The organism is Delftia sp. WSY_10 (assembly GCF_043104705.1).
In the GTDB taxonomy this organism is placed as follows: domain Bacteria; phylum Pseudomonadota; class Gammaproteobacteria; order Burkholderiales; family Burkholderiaceae_C; genus Comamonas; species Comamonas tsuruhatensis.
The window spans coordinates 142739-161095 of sequence record NZ_JBICKY010000052.1; the positions used below are offsets into that span (position 1 = coordinate 142739).

The 18357-nt window shown below is 68.6% G+C and carries 18 protein-coding genes; 1 reads left to right on the forward strand and 17 read right to left on the reverse strand.

Annotated features, from left to right (window positions below):
• Nucleotides 1–25: 25 nt before the first annotated feature.
• From ACF8ML_RS20630 to ACF8ML_RS20665, 8 genes are all read right to left on the reverse strand, one after another.
• Entirely contained in the window at nt 26–313 is a 288-nt protein-coding gene (locus tag ACF8ML_RS20630; protein ID WP_016448351.1) for a hypothetical protein, read from the reverse strand.
• 74 nt (nt 314–387) lie between these two features.
• Nucleotides 388–1440, reverse strand: a complete 1053-nt coding sequence (locus tag ACF8ML_RS20635) for an NAD(P)/FAD-dependent oxidoreductase (RefSeq protein WP_047326844.1) — start codon at nt 1438–1440, stop codon at nt 388–390.
• Between the two features lie 13 nt (nt 1441–1453).
• Nucleotides 1454–1783 carry a ferredoxin FdxA gene (fdxA, locus tag ACF8ML_RS20640; RefSeq protein ID WP_012206456.1) on the reverse strand — a complete coding sequence of 110 codons (330 nt, stop codon included), beginning with the start codon at nt 1781–1783 and terminating at the stop codon, nt 1454–1456.
• A gap of 165 nt (nt 1784–1948) precedes the next feature.
• The gene (locus ACF8ML_RS20645; protein ID WP_047326845.1) at nt 1949–3316 is read right to left on the reverse strand and encodes a sulfate adenylyltransferase subunit 1; all 1368 of its coding nucleotides are present in this window, start codon (nt 3314–3316) and stop codon (nt 1949–1951) included.
• Nucleotides 3316–4248, reverse strand: a complete 933-nt coding sequence (gene cysD, locus ACF8ML_RS20650) for a sulfate adenylyltransferase subunit CysD (RefSeq protein WP_016448348.1) — start codon at nt 4246–4248, stop codon at nt 3316–3318. Before cysD ends, ACF8ML_RS20645 begins: the two co-directional genes overlap by 1 nt.
• A gap of 40 nt (nt 4249–4288) precedes the next feature.
• Entirely contained in the window at nt 4289–5047 is a 759-nt protein-coding gene (locus ACF8ML_RS20655; protein WP_013801647.1) for a phosphoadenylyl-sulfate reductase, read from the reverse strand.
• Nucleotide 5048: 1 nt separating this feature from the next.
• Nucleotides 5049–5432: a DUF934 domain-containing protein gene (locus ACF8ML_RS20660; RefSeq protein ID WP_392407840.1), complete on the reverse strand. Its 384-nt coding sequence runs from the start codon at nt 5430–5432 to the stop codon at nt 5049–5051.
• Nucleotides 5433–5460: 28 nt separating this feature from the next.
• Nucleotides 5461–7293 carry a nitrite/sulfite reductase gene (locus ACF8ML_RS20665; RefSeq protein WP_392407841.1) on the reverse strand — a complete coding sequence of 611 codons (1833 nt, stop codon included), beginning with the start codon at nt 7291–7293 and terminating at the stop codon, nt 5461–5463.
• Between the two features lie 381 nt (nt 7294–7674).
• Here ACF8ML_RS20665 and ACF8ML_RS20670 point away from each other — a divergent pair, with 381 nt between their 5' ends.
• Nucleotides 7675–8592, forward strand: coding sequence for a hypothetical protein (locus ACF8ML_RS20670; RefSeq protein WP_392407843.1), 918 nt, complete (start codon nt 7675–7677; stop codon nt 8590–8592).
• On the opposite strand, the gene ACF8ML_RS20675 is transcribed toward ACF8ML_RS20670, so the two are convergent.
• The 9 genes from ACF8ML_RS20675 to ACF8ML_RS20715 all read right to left on the reverse strand — a co-directional run bounded on the left by ACF8ML_RS20675 (nt 8528) and on the right by ACF8ML_RS20715 (nt 18268).
• Complete coding sequence (locus ACF8ML_RS20675; protein WP_047326849.1) at nt 8528–9361, reverse strand: ABC transporter ATP-binding protein; 834 nt, start codon at nt 9359–9361, stop codon at nt 8528–8530. The two genes, ACF8ML_RS20670 and ACF8ML_RS20675, sit on opposite strands and share 65 nt — an antisense overlap.
• On the reverse strand, nt 9354–10367 hold the full coding sequence (locus ACF8ML_RS20680; RefSeq protein ID WP_047326850.1) for an iron ABC transporter permease: 1014 nt from the start codon (nt 10365–10367) through the stop codon (nt 9354–9356). The genes ACF8ML_RS20675 and ACF8ML_RS20680 overlap by 8 nt, the downstream gene beginning before the upstream one ends.
• A complete protein-coding gene (locus ACF8ML_RS20685) occupies nt 10367–11428 on the reverse strand; it encodes an iron ABC transporter substrate-binding protein (protein WP_047326851.1) in 1062 nt (353 codons plus the stop codon). The genes ACF8ML_RS20680 and ACF8ML_RS20685 overlap by 1 nt, the downstream gene beginning before the upstream one ends.
• 5 nt (nt 11429–11433) lie before the next feature.
• Nucleotides 11434–11982, reverse strand: a complete 549-nt coding sequence (locus ACF8ML_RS20690) for a DUF2478 domain-containing protein (protein ID WP_065345060.1) — start codon at nt 11980–11982, stop codon at nt 11434–11436.
• A 33-nt stretch (nt 11983–12015) separates the two neighbouring features.
• Nucleotides 12016–12903, reverse strand: a complete 888-nt coding sequence (locus tag ACF8ML_RS20695; RefSeq protein ID WP_228676870.1) for a tungsten ABC transporter permease — start codon at nt 12901–12903, stop codon at nt 12016–12018.
• Nucleotides 12904–12925: 22 nt separating this feature from the next.
• Nucleotides 12926–15007 carry a TonB-dependent siderophore receptor gene (locus ACF8ML_RS20700; protein WP_065345061.1) on the reverse strand — a complete coding sequence of 694 codons (2082 nt, stop codon included), beginning with the start codon at nt 15005–15007 and terminating at the stop codon, nt 12926–12928.
• Nucleotides 15008–15198: 191 nt separating this feature from the next.
• Nucleotides 15199–17139 carry an FAD-dependent 5-carboxymethylaminomethyl-2-thiouridine(34) oxidoreductase MnmC gene (mnmC, locus tag ACF8ML_RS20705; protein ID WP_392407844.1) on the reverse strand — a complete coding sequence of 647 codons (1941 nt, stop codon included), beginning with the start codon at nt 17137–17139 and terminating at the stop codon, nt 15199–15201.
• A gap of 15 nt (nt 17140–17154) precedes the next feature.
• Nucleotides 17155–17823 (reverse strand): trimeric intracellular cation channel family protein, encoded by a 669-nt coding sequence (locus ACF8ML_RS20710; RefSeq protein ID WP_016453307.1) that lies wholly within the window; start codon nt 17821–17823, stop codon nt 17155–17157.
• A 172-nt stretch (nt 17824–17995) separates the two neighbouring features.
• Complete coding sequence (locus ACF8ML_RS20715) at nt 17996–18268, reverse strand: oxidative damage protection protein (RefSeq protein WP_012206441.1); 273 nt, start codon at nt 18266–18268, stop codon at nt 17996–17998.
• Between the last annotated feature and the right edge of the window lie 89 nt (nt 18269–18357).

Consider the following 18357-nt stretch of genomic DNA (forward strand, 5'->3'; position numbering starts at 1 on the left):
AACCGGGCCCAGGCCCGGTTTCCTGTCAAAGAATCCAGCTCAGGGCTTCAGGGCGCCGCTGTGTGGTGAACATCGAGGGTGCGATGCTCAGCCGCTCTGGCCTGACGGGGTCTTCATGGCCGACCAGATAGACCATCAGTTCACGGCGGCGCAGTATGACGTGGCTGACCTTCTCGGCCTTCCCGTTCTGTGTGACCTGCGTGCCCGGGCGGAACAGCGGCATCTGGAAGGTGAAGCTGCGCGGATCGGCCGGTGGCGCGACGGCAGTGCTGGGAGGGGCTTCTAGAGTGGCAACCATAGGCTTGATGTGCATGAGTGGACGCTGCCCACCTTATCGGCACTGCCGCGCCGAACTGTAGGGTCGCCGGGCGGCGACCACCACCAAGCTCAGGCGTCCGGATGGGAAACGCCGAGGATGGCGTGCAGCCGTGCGCTGGTCGTCGTGTACTGCAGCAGCGGTTTTTCGCCCTGCAGGTACTCGGCGGCGGCAAAGGCCGCCATGGTGGCTTCGTGGAAGCCGCACAGGATCAGCTTGTGCTTGCCCGGGTAGCTGACGATGTCGCCGATCGCATAGATGCCGGGCGCATCGGTGGCCTGGGTTGCAGGGTTCACCAGCAGCTGCTTGCGCTCCATGGCCAGGCCCCATTCGGCGACCGGGCCCAGGCGGGGGGAGATGCCCAGGCAGACGACCAGTTGCTGCGCCGCCAGTTCATGCTCCTGCCCTTCGCCATCCATCCACTGCACGGCACGCAGCAGGCCTGAGTCGGCATGCAGTTGCGTGATCTGGCCGATCACCACGCGGATGGCGCCGCTGTCGCGCAGCTCCTGCAGGCGCTCCAGCAATGGCGCCGAAGCCTGGAAGGCGTCGCGGCGGTAGAGCAGGCAGGTGGTCTGGGCCTTGTCGGCGCAGGCAATGGCCGCGGCCACGGCCTCTTCGTCGCCACCGTGGACGATGGCGGTCCGGCCGCGCACCATTTCCAGATCGGCGGGATGGTAGTGGAGCTGGCCTGCAGCCAGCCGCTCCACGCCGGGCACCTTCAGCGCCTTGGGCACAAAGGCGCCCACGCCAGCCGCAATGAAGACGCTGCGCGCATGCAGTTCAAGGCCTTGCGAGGTCTGCGCCAGCCAGCGGCCATCGTCCATGCGCTGCAGCTGGGCGACCTGCTGGGAAAGGTGCAGTTGCGCGTCCATGGGCGCGACCTGCCGCTGCAGCAACTGGACCAGTTCATGGCCCGTGCACACCGGAATGCCGGGAATGTCGTAGATGGGCTTGTCGCCGTACAGCTGCGCGCACTGCCCGCCCACATGGGGCAGGGCATCGACGACATGGCAGCGGATGCCTTGCAGCCCCAGCTGGAACACCTGGAACAGGCCCGCCGGGCCTGCGCCTATGACGAGGGCATCGGTCTGGATCGGTTGCGCGCCGGAGGTGTCTTGCATGGGCTGCGCGGCTTCAGCGTTCGAGCTGGTCCAGCTTGCCGGGCTTGCCGTTCCAGTCGTCGGCGTCGGGCAGCGAGGCCTTGCGCTTGGTGATGCTCTTCCAGCCCTTTTCCAGCGACAGCTCGGCATTGAGCTTGATGAAGGCGAGCTGGTCGGCGGGGACGTCTTCCTCGGCAAAGATGGCATTGGCCGGGCATTCGGGAATGCACACGGCGCAATCGATGCACTCGTCAGGATCGATCACGAGGAAGTTGGGGCCTTCGCGGAAGCAGTCCACGGGGCAGACATCCACACAATCTGTGTATTTGCACTTGATGCAGTTTTCGGTGACGACGTGAGTCATGGGAGTCTTTTATTTGCGGTGTGAATGTCGGTATCAACCCGGGATTCTAGAATTTTTCGGAACACGGTCCTGCACATGCAAGAGATTCTGGCGCGGACTGCTGCGGTTTTCTGAAAGCCCACGAGCCGGCATGTGCCGGCTCGCGAAGCGGGACTGTCCAGTTGCTCAATCCAGCAGTGCAGCGCCTGCGGTAGCGTGGCTGGCCGTGTCCACGAGGATCAGCGCACCCAGCTGGCGGGCCTGGGCGAAGGGCGCTGCGGGAATGCTTTCCTGCAGCAGCAGCTCCACGCGGCCGATGGCGTTGGGCTCCAGCTGGGTGGCCTCTTCCTGGGCCAGCGTGTGGATGTTCAGGCGGTGCACCACGCGGCGGGCCTTGGCCTTGATCCAGCGGTGGCCATGCAGCGCCAGGTAGGTGCGGCCGGGGACCAGCGGCTGCTCGTCCATCCAGGCCACGGTGGCAGTCAACTCGCGCTTGCTGGGCCATGCGGGCTGCGCTTCCTGGGCGTCGAAGTCGTCATCGGCAGCGGCCGCTGCAGCCGCAGGGGCTGCGACGAGCCAGTCGCCGCGCGAGACATCGACCTCGCGGTCCAGCGTGATGCCGGCCGACAGGCCTGCGTCGATGGAGCCGGGAACGCGGGCATGGTCCAGCACCTGGGCAATCACGGCCTGCTGGCCGCTGGGCAGGATCTGCACGGCGTCGCCCACGCGTGCGCGGCCTGCGGCCACGCGGCCCCAGAACACGCGGCGACCCTGGCTGGTATCGGCCGAGGACGAGAATTTCTCCACCCACTGCACGGGGAAGGCCAGCGCCAGGCCGGTGTCGGTTGGCGTGTTGGGCAACTGCTCCAGCAGTTGCAGCAGGCTGGGACCGTCGTAGCCGGCCCAGCCGGGCTCGGCGTTGACCACGTTGAAGCCCTTGAGGGCCGAGACGGGCACGGTTGCCGCGGAGGCGATGCCGGCCTCGGCCGTGAAGCGCTGCAGCGCGCCACGGATGTGGACGAAGGCCAGTTGCGGGTCTTCGACGGCGTCGAGCTTGTTGACGGCAAACACCAGCGAGTGCACGCGCAGCAGGTGGGCCAGCAGGCTGTGGCGGCGCGTCTGCGGCAGCAGGGTGAGCTGCGGGTTCTTCCAGTCGAGCTTGGTGGCATCGACCAGCACCACGGCGGCGTCGGCGCTGCTGGCGGCGGTGACCATGTTGCGCGTGTACTGCTCATGGCCCGGCGCGTCGCCGATGATGAACTTGCGGCTTTCGGTGGCGAAGTAGCGGTAGGCCACGTCGATGGTGATGCCCTGCTCGCGCTCGGCCGACAGGCCGTCGGTCAGCAGCGCCAGGTCGGTCTCGCCGCTCTTGGTGACGCCGGCGAGCTGGTCCTGGAGCACGGCACGCGTGTCCACCAGCAGGCGGCCGATCAGCGTGCTCTTGCCGTCGTCGACGGAGCCGCAGGTGATGAAGCGCAGGGCCGAGGCGTTGGAGGCCTCGGTGGCGGGGGAATCCGCAACGGCTGCGCCGGCGGCAATGCTTGCGGTGGTCATCAGAAATATCCGTCCTTCTTGCGCTTTTCCATGGAGGCTTCGCTGGTCTTGTCGTCCATGCGTGTGGCGCCGCGCTCGCTGACATCGGCGGCCAGGGTTTCGAGCACGATGTCGGCCGCCGTGGCGGCATCGCTTTCCACGGGGCAGGTGCAGGTGATGTCGCCCACGGTGCGAAAGCGCACGTCGCGCACCACGACTTCCTCGCCGTCGCGCGGCGGTGTGAGTTCGGTCACGGGCACCAGCAGGCCGCGGCGTTCCACCACTTCGCGCTTGTGCGTGTAGTAGATGCTGGGCAGGGCGATCTGCTCGCGCTCGATGTATTGCCACACGTCGAGTTCGGTCCAGTTGCTGATGGGGAACACGCGGAAGTGCTCGCCGGGGGCCAGACGCGTGTTGAACAGCGTCCACAGTTCGGGGCGCTGTGCCTTGGGCTGCCATTGGCCGAAGCTGTCGCGGTGGCTGAAGATGCGTTCCTTGGCGCGGGCCTTTTCCTCGTCGCGGCGCGCGCCGCCGATCAGGGCGTCGAAGCGGAATTCATCGATGGCCTCCAGCAGCGTCACCGACTGGTGGACGTTGCGGCTTTCGCCCGGATGGGCCAGGCGCACGGTGCCGCGTGCCATGGAGTCCTCGACGCTGCGCACGATGAGTTCGGCGCCGAGCTCCTTGGCGCGCAGGTCGCGGAAATCGGTCACTTCCGGGAAGTTGTGGCCGGTGTCGATCATCAGCAGCGGGTAGGGGATGCGACCCTTGCCGAAGGCCTTTTCGGCGCAGCGCAGCATGACCAGCGAGTCCTTGCCGCCCGAAAACAGCAGGGCGGGGCGCTCGAAGGCGGCGGCCACTTCGCGCAGCACGAAGATGGTTTCCTCTTCAAGGGCGTCGAGGTGGCGGTTGCTGAGATGGCTCAGCACGGAGGTGTCCACACGGGCGTTCATTTCTTGGTTTCCAATCAAATCGGTGTCAAACGCTGTCGTTTCACTTCTTGGCGTGCAGCCCGCATTCCTTGGCCGCTTCGTCCTCCCACCACCAGCGGCCGGCGCGGAAGTCTTCGCCAAGGCTGACGGCGCGCGTGCAGGGTGCGCAGCCGATGCTGGGATAGAACTGGTCGTGCAGCGGGTTGTAGTCCACGCCATGGCTGGCGATGTAGTGCCAGACATCGCCCTGGGTCCAGTCGGTCAGCGGGTTGAACTTGGTCAGGCCCTTGGTCTCGACCTCGCTGCGGTCCACGGCGGGCACGTCGGCGCGGGCATTGGACTGCTCGCGGCGCAGGCCCGTGATCCAGGCGCTCTTGCCGGCCAGCGCGCGCGCCAGCGGCTCCATCTTGCGCACGCCGCAGCAGGCCTTGCGCAGCTCGATGCTGCGGTACATGGCGTCCTGGCCGTTGTCGCGGATGAAGTGGATCACCGATTCGAGCTGCGGCCGGTAGACCTTGACGCTCAGGCCGGGCAGCGACTGGGTGCGCTCCAGCAGGGCCAGGGTCTCGGTGTGCAGCGCGCCGGTGTCCAGCACGAAGACGGGGATGTCCAGGCCCAGGCGGTGGATGATGTCGGTGATCACCACATCCTCGGCGCCCAGGCTGGAGGCCTGCGTCACGGCCTCGGCGCCCAGCGCCGCTGCCTCGCGCAGCAAGGCCTCGGTGGCGGCCAGCTTGTCGGCAAAGCCGCTGCTGGCTCGGCCGTTGACCTCGGTGGCCTTGGCCGATGCCTGTCGCGACAGAAAGCTTTGCGCACCCATGTCAGGCCGCCTTGACGAAGTGGGGCTCGGGATGGACGGCATCACCCTGGTAGAAGCCGTGGAAGCGGTCCAGCTGGCGCTGGGCATCGGAGATGTCCACGCCTTCGCGCAGTACGGCCACGTCGAAGCCGCAGCGCTGCATCTGCACCAGCTGGTCGATCAGCACGTCGCCCGTGGCGCGGATTTCTCCCTGGAAGCCCAGGCGCTTGCGCAGCAGGCGGGCCTGGCTGAAGGCGCGGCCGTCGGTGAACTTGGGAAAGTGCAGGTCGATGCGCTGCACGCCGGTCAGGTCCAGCGTGAAGGGATCGGCGTCATTGGCTGGGGCGATGATGGTCTGCTGGCCTTCGGCCGGGCTTTGGTGCTCGTGGGCGGCGATGATTTTCATGGGGATCTCCTGCGGCTCTCACCTGGGGTCAGGCGGCCGCTTCCTCGGTGTGCTTGGCGGGGTGGCGGGCGGCATTGCCGGCGGCCTTGAACGGGTCGATGCCCACGCGGCGCACGGTGGCGATGAAGGTCTCGAAACGGCCGCCTTCGCTTTGGCGCTGCTCACGGTAGGTGGCCAGCAGGGCTTCGATCACGCCGGGCACTTCGGCGGCGCTGAACGAGGGGCCGATGATCTTGCCGGGAGTGGCCGGGCCGGACAGGTGGGAGCCGTCGGCGCCGCCCAGCGTGATCTGGTACCACTCCTTGCCGTCCTTGTCCACGCCCAGGATGCCGATGTGGCCGCTGTGGTGGTGGCCGCAGCTGTTGATGCAGCCGCTGATGTGCAGGTCGATCTCGCCCAGGTCCCACAGCTCGTCCAGGTCCTGGTAGCGCTCGGTGATGGCCTCGGCAATGGGCAGGGAGCGCGCATTGGCCAGCGAGCAGAAGTCGCCGCCGGGGCAGGCAATCATGTCGGTCAGCAGGCCGATATTGGGCTTGGCCAGGCCCAGGGCCTTGGCCGCCTTGTACAGCTGGGGCAACTGGTCGCGGCGCACCCAGGGCAGCAGCAGGTTCTGCTCGTGGGTGACGCGCATCTCGCCGGCCGAGAACTGGTCGGCCAGCTCGGCGGCGGCATCCATCTGGTCGGCCGTGGCGTCGCCCGGCGCGTAGCCCAGGCGCTTGAACGACAGCAGCACGGCGCGCAACTGCGGGTGGCGGTGCGGGCGCACATTGCTGGTCAGCCAGCGGCCGAAGTCCTTGTCTTCCTCGGCGGCCGTGCGCAGCAGGGCCAGGGTCTCGGCCTCGGCATTGGCGGGCGACAGGTCCAGCTCGGGCTCGCGGAAATTGGCGGCCACGCGGTCGTACTCGGCTTGCGTGATGGTGTGGGGGCCACCCTCGACCTCGACGATCTGGCGGAATTCCTCATCGACCTGGTCGATGAAATTCTGTCCTTCGGACTTCACGAGGATCTTGATGCGCGCCTTCCAGGCGTTGTCGCGGCGGCCGTAGCGGTTGTAGACGCGGATCACGGCTTCCAGGTAGTTCATCAGCTGGTTCCAGGGCAGGAACTCGCGCAGCACTGGGCTGATGGTGGGCGTGCGGCCCATGCCGCCGCCCACGCGCACCTTGAAGCCCAGCTCGCCAGCCTCGTTCTTGAGCAACTGCAGGCCCACGTCGTACCAGCCCAGCGCGGCGCGGTCTTCCTCGGCACCGCTGATGGAGACCTTGAACTTGCGCGGCAGGAAGCTGAACTCGGGGTGCAGCGTGCTCCACTGGCGCAGGATTTCGGTGAAGGGGCGGGGGTCGGCGATCTCGTCGATGGCAATGCCCGCCAGCGCGTCGCTGTTGATGTTGCGGATGCAGTTGCCGCTGGTCTGGATGCCGTGCAGGTTCACGCTGGCCAGCAGGTCCATCACGTCGGCGGCCTTGGACAGCGGAATCCAGTTGTACTGGACGTTGGTGCGCGTGGTGAAGTGGCCGTAGCCGAACTTCAGGTCGGAGCCGATGCGGCGGCCGTCGTGCAGCGGGATGTCGCCCAGCCGGTCCTGGGTGGCGCGGGCCTCGGCCAGCAGGGCGGCGTCGGGCTGGTCATACTCGCGGGCCACGCGGGCCAGCACGCGCAACTGGGCGCTGGACAGTTCGCCGTAGGGCACGGCCACGCGCAGCATGGGCGCGTAGCGCTGCACATACCAGCCGTTTTGCAGGCGCAGGGGCTTGAACTCATCCTCCGAGAGCTTGCCGGCCTGCCAGCGTTCGAGCTGGTCACGGAACTGCTCGGCGCGCAGGCGGATGAACTGTTTGTCGAATTCGGTGTATTGGTACATGGCGCTTCGGATGTGGGGTCTTCGACTGCCGCCAGTGGCGGCGGTGCAGGGGTTCATTGCGTGGCACCGAGGCACTTGCGGGAAACGCGCGCAGAACCCTGCATGGACGGAAATGTAAGCAATGGCCTTATAGAAGCAAACGATTGTTTTGTCCTGCAAGTATGTGGATATGGATATAAGTGAATGGCAGCAGGCTTTGTGGGGCTGGGCATGTCAAACGCATGAGCGGCCGATATGCTTTCCGGCCAGAGGGAGGATTTCAGAATGCGAAACCGTTGTGCCGCCATCGGGCTGGCCTTGGCATTGGCAACTGCTGCTCAGGCGCAGGCCCAGAAGCCGGCACCGCCGCCGTCCCCGTTGTCAGCAGCGCACACAGCTGACATGCCTGAACCCGACAAATCCGCACAGGAATCAGCCTGGGATGCGTATCTGCATCGCGTGGCGGCGCAGTTGGCCGGTTCCGGCAGCGGGCGCGATCTGGCCTTTGCGGCCATCCTGATCAATCTGTCGCCCCGCGACAAAAGCGCTGTCAGCCAGGCCGAGGGCTGGCGCCAGGACGCGCTGGAGCGGGCAGGGCAGGATGCGCTGGCCTATCAACTGCTGGCCTCCAAGGCCCCTGAGGACGAAGGCGAAGTGCGCTCCGAGGCTGCCCGCCGCTGGCTGGCGCTGGAGCCCAGCAATTTCTCTGCGCTGATGCAGCAGGCGCTGGGACCGCAGGAACTGCTGGTTGCAGCGCGCGAAAGCCGCTACGCGGACCTGCACATGTATGACGGCGTGCGCTGGATGCAGTCCGCTTTGCTGCGCCATCCGCCCACGGCACAGGAGCTGCAGGCGCTGGGTGGCAGTCCGAACTACCGGCTCGAGGAAGGCGCGGTGATCACTGCAATAGGTATCTGGACAGCCTTTCCCTTGACGGGCTACAAGGCGCTGCTGGATGCCTGCAAACCCGAAGCGATGGGCAAAACCCCGGCGCGCGAGGCCGACTGCCTGCATGTAGCCCACCTGCTGACGCAGCGCTCATCGACCGTGCTGGACGAGGGCTTTGGGCTGGCGATTCAACGCCGGCTGGCCAAAACCCCGACCGAGCGCGCCGCGGCCCGGGCCCGGCGCCGCCAGTTGGAGTGGCTGATGCAAGCGTCCGCCCCGCTCGGCATGCAGGACGGAGGAACCCGGTTTGCCCGGCTGCTGGCCGATCCTTCCATCCACAGCGAGCAGCAATTGCTGCAGCGCTTGCTCAAGGATGCAGGCCGGCCCTTGACGCCGCCGCCGTGTTGGAAGTGGCGCCCGCCCAGACCTTAGGGATTGCCGGCAGCCGCGCCGCCACCGCCGCCTCGCTCACCCCATAGAGCGCAGCCAGCGCGGCCGGTGTCGCCACCTGCTCCGCCGCACCGCAGGCCTGCAGTCCGTCGCGGCCCAGCAGGGCGATGCGGTCGGCCACCTGCAGCGCATGCTCGGGCTGGTGGGTGGACAGCAGCACGGCCATGCCGCGTGCACGCAGCGCGGCAATCTGGTCCAGCACGCGGATCTGGTTGCCGAAGTCCAGGCTGGCCGTGGGCTCGTCCATGACCAGCAGCGCGGGCTCCTGGGCCAGGGCGCGTGCGATCAGCACCAGCTGGCGCTCGCCGCCGCTCAGCTCGGTATAGGGGCGCAGCGCCAGATGGGCGATGCCCAACTGCTCAAGGCAGCCCAGCGCCAGGGCACGGTCGGCACTTGAAGGCCGGGCCAGCGCAGGCAGGCGCGCGGCACGGCCCATGAGCACCATGTCCAGCGCTTCGAAGCCGAAGACGCCGGCCTGAGCCTGGGGCACATAGCCCACGCGCCGCGCAAACTCGGCACGCGGCCAGCTGTGCACGGGCTGGCCCTGCACGCGCACCTCTCCGGCCAGCGGCGCCAGCAGGCCCAGCACGGTGCGGAACAGCGTGGTCTTGCCGCAGCCGTTGGGGCCCAGCAGGCACAGCACCTCGCCTGCGGCAATGGCCAGGTCAAGCCCCTGGCTGACGCGCCGGCGCCCATGGCCCGTGGCCAGGGCCAGCGTCTGCAGCACGGGTGGGGCCTGCACTTCAGTCATTGCGCCCCGTGCGCGACAGCAGGTAGAGAAAGAAGGGCGCGCCGACCAGGGCCGTGAGAATGCCCAGCGGCAGCTCGATGCGCGTCGCGCTGCGCGCCAGGGTGTCGGCCGCAACCACGAAGCCCGCGCCCAGCAGCGCCGAGGCCGGCAGCAGGCGCACGAAATTGGGGCCCACCAGCAGGCGCGCCACATGCGGCACCACCAGCCCCACCCAGCCGACGATGCCGGCCAGCGACACGGCCGCCGCCGTGCCCAGCGTGGCACAGGCCACCAGCAGCAGGCGCAGGCGTGCCACGGGCACGCCCAGGGCCAGCGCCTCCTCGTCGGGCAGGCCCAGCAGGTTGATGCGCCAGCGCAGCAGCATCAGGGGCAGCAGGGCGCACAGCATCACGGGTGCCGTGGCACCCAGCTCGGGCAGGGTCACGGCGCTCAGGCCGCCCATGAGCCAGAAGGTGATGGATGGCAGCTGCGTATTGGGGTCGGCCAGCGTCTTGACCAGGGCGATGCCCGCGCCCAGCAGCGCGCCCAGCGCAATGCCGGCCAGCACCAGGACCAGCACCGGGTCATGGCGGCGCACGCTGGCGCTGATGGCCACCACCACGGCCACGGCGGCCAGCCCGCCGCCAAAGGCCAGGGCCTGCACGGCCGCCATGGACCAGCCCAGGAAGATGCCCAGCACCGCGCCCAGGCCGGCACCGGCCGAGACGCCCAGGATGTCGGGCGAGACCAGCGGGTTGCGGAACATGCCCTGGTAGGCCGCGCCTGCCGCCGCCAGCGTGGCGCCCACGGCCAGGCCTGCGGCGATGCGCGGCAGGCGGATGTTCCAGAGCACGGTCTCGGCGCTGGCGGACAAGGGGGACGCCGTGCCCGTGGCGCGCGCCAGCAGCGACTGCCACAGCTGCTGCGGCGCGATGGAGAACTGACCCGCCGCCAGCGCCCACAGCAGCACGGCGGCCAGCAAGGCCAGCGCGAGCACCCACCCCATGCGGTGGCCTGTGGCAGGCATCAACGCGCGGTCTCCATCAGCCTGCCCAGCGCTGCGGGCGACAGGTCGGCGCCGTAGAACAGGCGATAGAAGTCGCGCACCTCGCGTTCCAACGGCGGCAGTCCCTGCAGTGCCGGCGCCTGCGGGTGGAGCTTTTCCAGCAGCCAGCGCACGCCGATCAGCCGGTTGACGCCGGGCGGACCATCCAGCCAGCCGAAGGGCCAGACCGGCGCGCAGTGCACGCGGCCCGAGCGCATGGCGGCCACGCCGCGCCACAGCGGGTCCTGGCGCATGCGCTCGGCAAGGCCGGGTTCCTGCGTGACGATGACCTGCGGGTCCCAGGCCAGGATCTGCTCCATGGACACGCGCGTGAGCCCGCCACGCCCTGCATCGGCCGCCACATTGCGCCCGCCCGCATATTCGACGGCTTCCACATTGATGGAGCCCGCCAGCCCCGTTTCCAGGCCGTTGGCGCTGCGCGCGAAGTACACGCGCGGGCGCTCGGCCGGTGCCAGGCCCTGGGTGGCACGCTGCGCCAGCGCCGCCACGGCATCGGCATGGCGGGCCAGGGTTTCGCCACGTGCGGCCTCGCCCAGCAGGGCGCCGACCTCGCGCAACTGGCGTGCGTGGTCGGTCAGCGAGCCCTGGATCAGCACGCAGGGCAGGCCGGTCTGGCGTGCCAGCCGCTCGGTGGCCGAGATATAGGTGGCATCGGCCGTGCCGGCGTCCAGCACCAGGTCGGGCTGCAGCTTCAGCAGCGACTCCAGCGGCATGGTGCTGCCGCGCCCGGACAGGCGGCCCAGATGCGGCAGCGCCTGCAGTGTGGGCCCCAGATAGGCGCGCGAGACATCGTCCAGCTGCTGGGGCCAGCCCAGCAGCTTGTGCGGTGCCAGCGTGGCCACCAGCACGCCTGCGGGCGGTCCGGCCGCGAATACGCGGCGCAGCTTGGCGGGGTCCGGCATCTGTCCCATGCGGGCGGCAATCGTGGTTGCCTGGGCATGGCCGGGAACAAGAGCCGATGAGGCCAGTGCCGCCATGGCCTGGCCCAGCCAGCGGCGGCGGGTGAACAGAAGATCGGTCATGAAAATCAGGGGATGGGGCTGGCGCAGCCACGGCGCTCAAGCTGTGCCTGGCACCATTGCTCGATCTGCACCTCATCGGCTGCCAGCTCGGCATGCAGGCTGCCGGTGTACCTGCGCCAGTCTTCAAGATGGCGGGCTGTGACGGCCGTGAGCACGGGCGTGCCGGCCTCGACAAAGGCCGCGAATTCGGCGGCAAAGCCCTGGCCCGAGGCCTCGACGATGCCGAAGCGGTTGATCACCACCAGATCCACGCCATCGTCCAGCGCCTGGCGCAGCACGGCGCTGGCCTGGGCCAGGGCCTGGGGGTTGAGACTGCAGGCGCGCGAGGCGCAGCCCAGGTCCTGGGACAGCTCGAATTGGCGGTCACTGCGCAGGTCGAACAGCTGCATGCGCTTGTTGCCGTTGGCATAGCGGTCCTGGCGATGCACCAGGCCGCCCACGCGCCAGCCCGCGCCTTGCAGGCGGCGTGCCACGCGTTCGAGCAGCAGCTCCATTGCATGCTCGTCGTCTGGATGGACCAGGGCGGCCAGGGGCAGGGTGGCAGGTGAGTTCATGGCATGCGGTGCTTGTGGAATCCAGGCAGGTTTTTACTCCTGGCCGCCGCCGGTGTCGTTGACCAGGGGCATGCTGTCGCGCCCGAAGATCCAGGGACCTCCGGCTGCCACATTGGCCAGCGCCAGTTCCTGCTGGCCCGGTGCGGACAGCAGATGCTCGGCCAGCCGTTGCGCGCTGCGGCGCTGGCCAGCGTCGGCCGGATGGCGCGGCCCGGGCGTGAGCAGCACATAGGGCCGGCGCATCAGCGGGTCGCCGTGCAGCAGCAGCTCGATGCCGGGCGCGCCCATCTTGCCGAAATGCAGCGGGATATGGCCGACCACGGCATAGGCCTGGAGCTCGGCCGCCAACTGCAGCACGGCCTGGGGGCGCGGCCCGGTATCGGCGCGCAGCCAGCGTGCGTCGGGCCGTATGCCGGCGCGGCGCCACAGCCGCTGGACCACGGTATAGCTGCCGGGGTCGCGCAGCGCGATGAAGGGCGAGCCGCTGGCAACGATGCGGCGCATGGCCTCGACGCCATCGGCCGCGCCGCGCACCCCGGCCGGATCATGCGCTGGGCCAGCGAACACATGCTCGTTCCAGCCCCAGACACGCGCGGCCGATGCCAGGCCGGCAGCCTCCAGCGACATGGCTTCGTCGCTGGCGTGGATGAGCAGCAGCTGGGCGCGGCCCTGGGCCATGGCGGGGATCACGCCCTCCTTGGGCGCGGCAACGGCGGTGCGCACGGACAGGCCCAGGCTGCGGCCCGCCGCGTCGGCCAGGTGCGGCCACACACCGCACAGCGACAGGCCGCCGACCACGGCCACGTTCACGCTGGCAGGTTCGGCCGGCTGGGCGGCGCAGCCGCTCAGGGCTGCCAGCGCGGGCAGGGCGCCCAGCAGGCGACGGCGAGGGTGGCAGATCGGTTCCATGGAATCGGGCACGGGCACAGTCTCCGACCCGGTTTCAGAAGCGATAGCCCAGGTTGACATACCAGCTGCGGCCCGGCATGGGCAGGCCGTCATCGAACTGGTACCACTTGTCGCCGATATTGGCCACGCCGAAGTCCACGGTGATGTCGCTGCGCGGCTTGTAGCGTGCGCGCAGGTTGGCAATGCCGTAGCCGGGCAGCTTGAGCGTCTGCAGCTGGCCGCTGCCCGACAGCGGCACGTAGCGGCCCTTCTCGGTCTCGACCTCGGCATTGAATTCCCACTGCGCCAGCGGACGCCACTGAACGCCGGCCAGCAGGCGGTGGCGCGGCGTGTTGGTCAGCGTGATGCTGGAGTCGCTGGTGTTGCGGCGGTTCAGGTAGGTGTAGCCGGCGTTCATGCTCCACTGTGCCGACAGCTGCTGGGCCAGGGACAGCTCCATGCCGATGTTGCGCGTGCGCCCCACGTTCTGCGCCTGGTTGCAGGTGGTGCCGCCGCATTCGGCCGACGCCACGACCACGGTCTGGATCTGGTTGCGCACGCGGCTGTAGAACAGCGCGGCTTGGCCCTGGCCGCCCTGCCAGGGCGAGCCGCTGACGCCCAGCTCCAGGTGGTTGGCGGTCTCGGGCTGCAGGTCGGGGTTGGCCAGGGCCGTGCCCATGCGTGCCGAGTAGCGGTCCTTGATGGTGGGAAAGCGCGTCTTGTGCGAGGCGATGAAATACGCCTCGCTGCCACCGCCCAGCGCATAGCCGAGCTTGGCCACGCCATTGGTGGCGCTGGCGGAGCCCGTGGGCCACTGGTAGACCTCGCGCGCATCGCGCTGGTCGTGGCTGAGCGCCAGGTTCAGGCTCCAGCGTTCGGCCAGGGAGATCGTGTCCTCGACCACCAGCGAGCGCGTTACGTCGCGGTAGTGCTTGCTGGGGTCCTTGGCCGAGGCGGCATCGGTGTGCTCGTCGATCTTGTAGTGCGCGCCCAGGCGCAGCGCATGGCCCTTGAAACTGTAGTTGGCCCACTCGACGCTGGCGCCTTGGCTCACGTCCTTGTAGCTGCTGGTGGGGTCATGGCGCGTGTAGCTCGCGTCCGTGTACATGTCCAGGCCGTTTTGGTAGGTGTCGTGGTAGATGCGTGTCTTGAGCAGGTTGTCGGCATTGATGCGCGTGGTGCTCAGAAAGTACACGCTGTCCTTGTCCCAATAGGGCCAGCGCCAGTAGCGGATGACGTTCTTGCCCGTGGCGCTGCCGGTATACACGGGGTTGCCCTTCTCGCCTTCCTGGCGCACATAGCCCAGCGCGTATTCGTCCGTGGCATTGGGCGTGAGGCCCAGCTTGAACGACAGCCGCTTGTCCGTGCGGTAGGCGTTGTCGCGGTAGTTGCCCGTGTCGGTGGGCTGCTTCTTGAAGTCCTTGAAGCCCTTGGGCAGCGGAAAACTGTCCGCGTCCAGGTAGGAGGCGCCCAGCTGGTAGTACCAGGTGCCCAGGTTGCCGCCCAGGTTCACGGCGGCCTTGCGTTCGCCGCCTGCGCCTGCGCCGATGCGCGCATCGCCCTCGAATGATTTGACGGGCTTGCGCGTGACCAGGTTGATGGCGCCGCCCAGCGTATTGGGGCCATACATCAGCGATGCGCCAGCCTTGGCCACGCGGATCTCGGACAGGTCGAACGTGGTGAAGCGGCCGAAGTCCACATAGCCGTCATAGGGCACGTACAGCGGCACGCCGTCCACGAAGACCGGCACCTGGCGCGGATCGAAGCCGCGCAGGTAGATCATTTCCTCGTTGCGATTGTTGCGCGACAGCGTGGCGCCCGGCAGCAGGCGCACGGCGTCGGCCACGGTGTCGGCATTGCGCTGGCGCATCTCGGCGGCGCCCAGTCGCTGTTCATCGCCGGATATGGCCTCTGCTTCATCACGCGCACCGTGCACGTCAACCGTGCCCAACTGGAAGGTCTGCGAAGCCTGGGCTGCAGGCGCACCCGATTGGGCCTCGACCTGGGCTTGCGCCTGCGTGCTGGCGGCCAGGCCTGCGAGCAGCAGGGCGTGTGTCAGCGTGGAGCGAAGGCGGAACGAGGGTGAGCAGAGGGCGGGTGAGGATGCGGGAGCGCAGGAGCGGGGCTGGCGGGTCACGGTTTCAGGTTCTTGTGTAGTTGAACGCGGGGAGCGGCTGGTTGTTTCCTTTTGAAAACAGGTTCCGGATTCTAGCGATATGCACTAGAAAACATAACGAGTGACAAAAAACCGTCTGCGGGAAGACTCGGGTTTTCTTTCAGGCCGTTGTGTGAATGCTGTGCCGTTCAGCGGCCGGGCGGTTCAACGGCTCAGCGCCTGCGGCCCAGGCGCTCGCTGGCCAGGGCAGCCGCCAGCCTGGCGTCCAGGGGCAGCGGTTCGTCGTGCAGGCGTGCTGCCAGCAGCTCGCCGCACAGCAGCGACAGCGTGAGCCCGCGCGAGCCCATGGCCGTCAGCGCCCACAGGCCGGGAGCCTGATCGGACACCGGTCCGACCACGGGCAGCCGGTCTGGCGAGGCCACGCGCACGGCGCCCCAGGTGGCGCGCGGTGGCGCGTCGAAGAAGCCTTGCAGGCCCTGGTAGGCACGTGGCAGCAGCTGCGCCAGCTTGGCGCCATTGGCTGCATGGGCCGCGGCCTGGTCTTCGGGACTGGGCGGCAGCGCGGTCTGGTCGCGCTCGAAGGTCGATCCCATGACCCAGCCTGGCCCGGCTGCATCGCCGGGCAGCGGCATGGCAGGCACCAGGTTGCCATGGCCGTTGACGGGAAAGGGCGGCATGGCCTGCGCGCTGGCCGGGGTGTGCACATCCCAGCTGACCTGGCCGCGTATGGGCTGCAGCGGCCAGGCGGCCTGGGCGCCCAGGCTGTGCTCCAGCAGCGCATTCGTTGCGGGGCCCAGTGCAAGAACGACCAGTTCAGCCTCGGCCAGCAGATTGCCCTGTGCATCCAGGGCCTGCCAGACGGGCGCGCCACCGGCTGTGTCGGTGCGTGCAAGACGCGCCACGCAGGCGCGGCCCTGCCAGCGCACGCCCGGCAGCGCCAGTTGCGCCTGCACCAGCCGTGCCGGGCGTACCCAGCCAGCTTGCGCATGCCAGCAGGCAGGGGCGTCGGCGGGCAGGCCGGCCGCCGAGAGTTGATCGGCGCTTGCGGGCCGGCTCCAGTGGTCGCACGGGCCGGGGGATTGCCAGTCGCGCGGCAGCCGCGGGGCGGCCTCCACGCCGTGCTCCAGCACGCCGGTATCGCACCAGTCCGAGCCCGGTTGCAGCAGGCCCTGGCCGGAGAGCATTTGCAGCTGCGCCAGGGTCAGGCGTGCGCCGTCGCGGCTCAGGCGGGACAGCAGGCTGTCATCGGGCGAGACATGGGGGCAGAACAGGCCCGCGGGCAGGGCCGAGGCGCCCGCTGCAGGCGCGTCGGCAGCATCCAGCACGGTGACCTGCCAGCCACGGCGCGACAGGCTGGCGGCGGCGGCCGCACCGGCGATGCCTGCACCCAGCACCATGCAGCGCCGTGGGGTGATGGGTTCCTGCGGCTGTGCTCCCGGCCCGCGCGGCCCGCGCGGTTGCCAGGCCGGGTCGAAGACGGCATGCAGGTTGTGGCGCTTGGGTGGGACGCCATCGACCTTGCGCACCTGAAAGCCGTGCTGTGCCAGGCCATCGCGCACCGTGCGCGCCACGCACCAGGTGGACAGCTGCGTGCCGCGCCGGCAATGGCGCGCCAGCGCGCGCAGGGTATCGGCGCTCCAGAGGTCGGGGTTGAGTTCCGGCGTGAAGCCGTCCAGGTAGATGCTGTCGGCCGTGAGCTGCTGGCGCCGCAGCATGGCCTGGGCATCGCCGATGTACAGCGTCAGCAGCACGCGGCCCTGCTCGAAGGCGAGGCGGTGCACGCCGGGCAGCAGGCCCTGGAACCGGGTGGCCAGCTCCTCGGCCAGCAGGCGCAATCCTGGCTCGCGCGGCATGGCCTGGCGCATGGCGTCGGCGCTGACGGGAAAGGCTTCGGCCGAGACGAAATGCAGCAGCCTCGGGCGCCGGGGATCGGCCTTCCAGGCTTCCCAGGCCACGAGGAAATTCAGCCCGAAGCCGAAACCGGTCTCCAGGATGCGCCATTGCGGCGCATCGGCCCAGGCCGCCGGCAGGCCGCAGCCGCCCAGAAAGACGTGGCGGGCCTGGTCCAGGCCGCCGAGTTCGCTGTGGTAGCGGTCGCCGAAGCGCGGGCTGTAGGGCGTGCCATCGGGCAGCCAGTCAATGGGTTCGGACATGGGCAAGGGGCAGAACTACTCCTCCCAGCGCTGCTGGTAGGAGAACACGGGCAGGCGCCACTTGAAGCGGATGGCGGCCAGGCGCAGCGTGAGTCCGCCGGCAAAGCAGACGACGGTGCTGAGGTTGGAGCCCACGTCCAGCGTGCGCAGCCCCAGGAACAGCAGGCACACGGCCAGGGACACGCTGGCGTACAGCTCGCGCCGGAAGACGACCGGCACCTGGTTGCACAGCACGTCGCGCAGAATGCCGCCGCTGATGCCGGTCAACATGCCCGACATCACCACCACCACGGGCGGGTAGCCCAGCTCCAGCGCCACGTTGCAGCCGATCAGCGAGAAGGCGATCAGCCCCATGGCGTCCAGCAGCAGAAAGACCTGCTTGAGATGGTGCATGTGGCGCGCCACGACGATGGTCAGCAGCCCGGCCGAGATGACCAGGTAGACATATTCAGGGTGCTGCGTCCAGCCGATGGGGTAGTGGCCCAGCACCATGTCGCGGATGGTGCCGCCGCCCAGCGCGGTGACGAAGGCGATCACGGCCACGCCGAAGATGTCCATGTTGCGCCGGCCCGCCGCCAGCGCGCCCGACATGGCTTCGGCCGTGATGGCCACGAGGTAGATCACCAGCATGACGGTGAACTGCGATGCCTGGAACGATTCCAGCAGGGAGACGGATGGAAGCACGGAAAACCTCGGATGAAGACCGGCCCGCGCCGCAGGGTGTGCGGCCACTGCGCCGTCCAGCGCAAGAAGGCGGGCATTGTAGGCGGTCTCTGGGCGGCGGCCGTTTGCGGCACCGCAAATGAAACCGCCCCCGGCGCGGTGCGACGGGGGCGGTGAAAGGGCACGAAGCGGCTCAGGCCGTAGGAGGCACGTAGCCGGCCGCCGCATCGGCGCCGCCGCCGAAGAAGTGGTTTTCCATCTGGCGGGCCAGGTACTGGCGGGCGCGTGCGTCGGCCAGGTTCAGGCGGTTTTCGTTGACCAGCATCGTCTGGTGCTTGAGCCAGTCGGCCCAGGCCTGCTTGCTCACGCCTTCAAAAATGCGCTTGCCCAGCTCGCCGGGGTAGGGCGGGAAATCCAGGCCTTCAGCGTCAACGCCAAGCTTGATGCAGTGAACGGTACGTGCCATGGGGAATTGAGTCCTTGTCTTGCAGAGATTCAGATGTTTTGGGAATAACAAACTGAAATCTTATTGGTTTGAGTTTTAAGAGTTGGCTT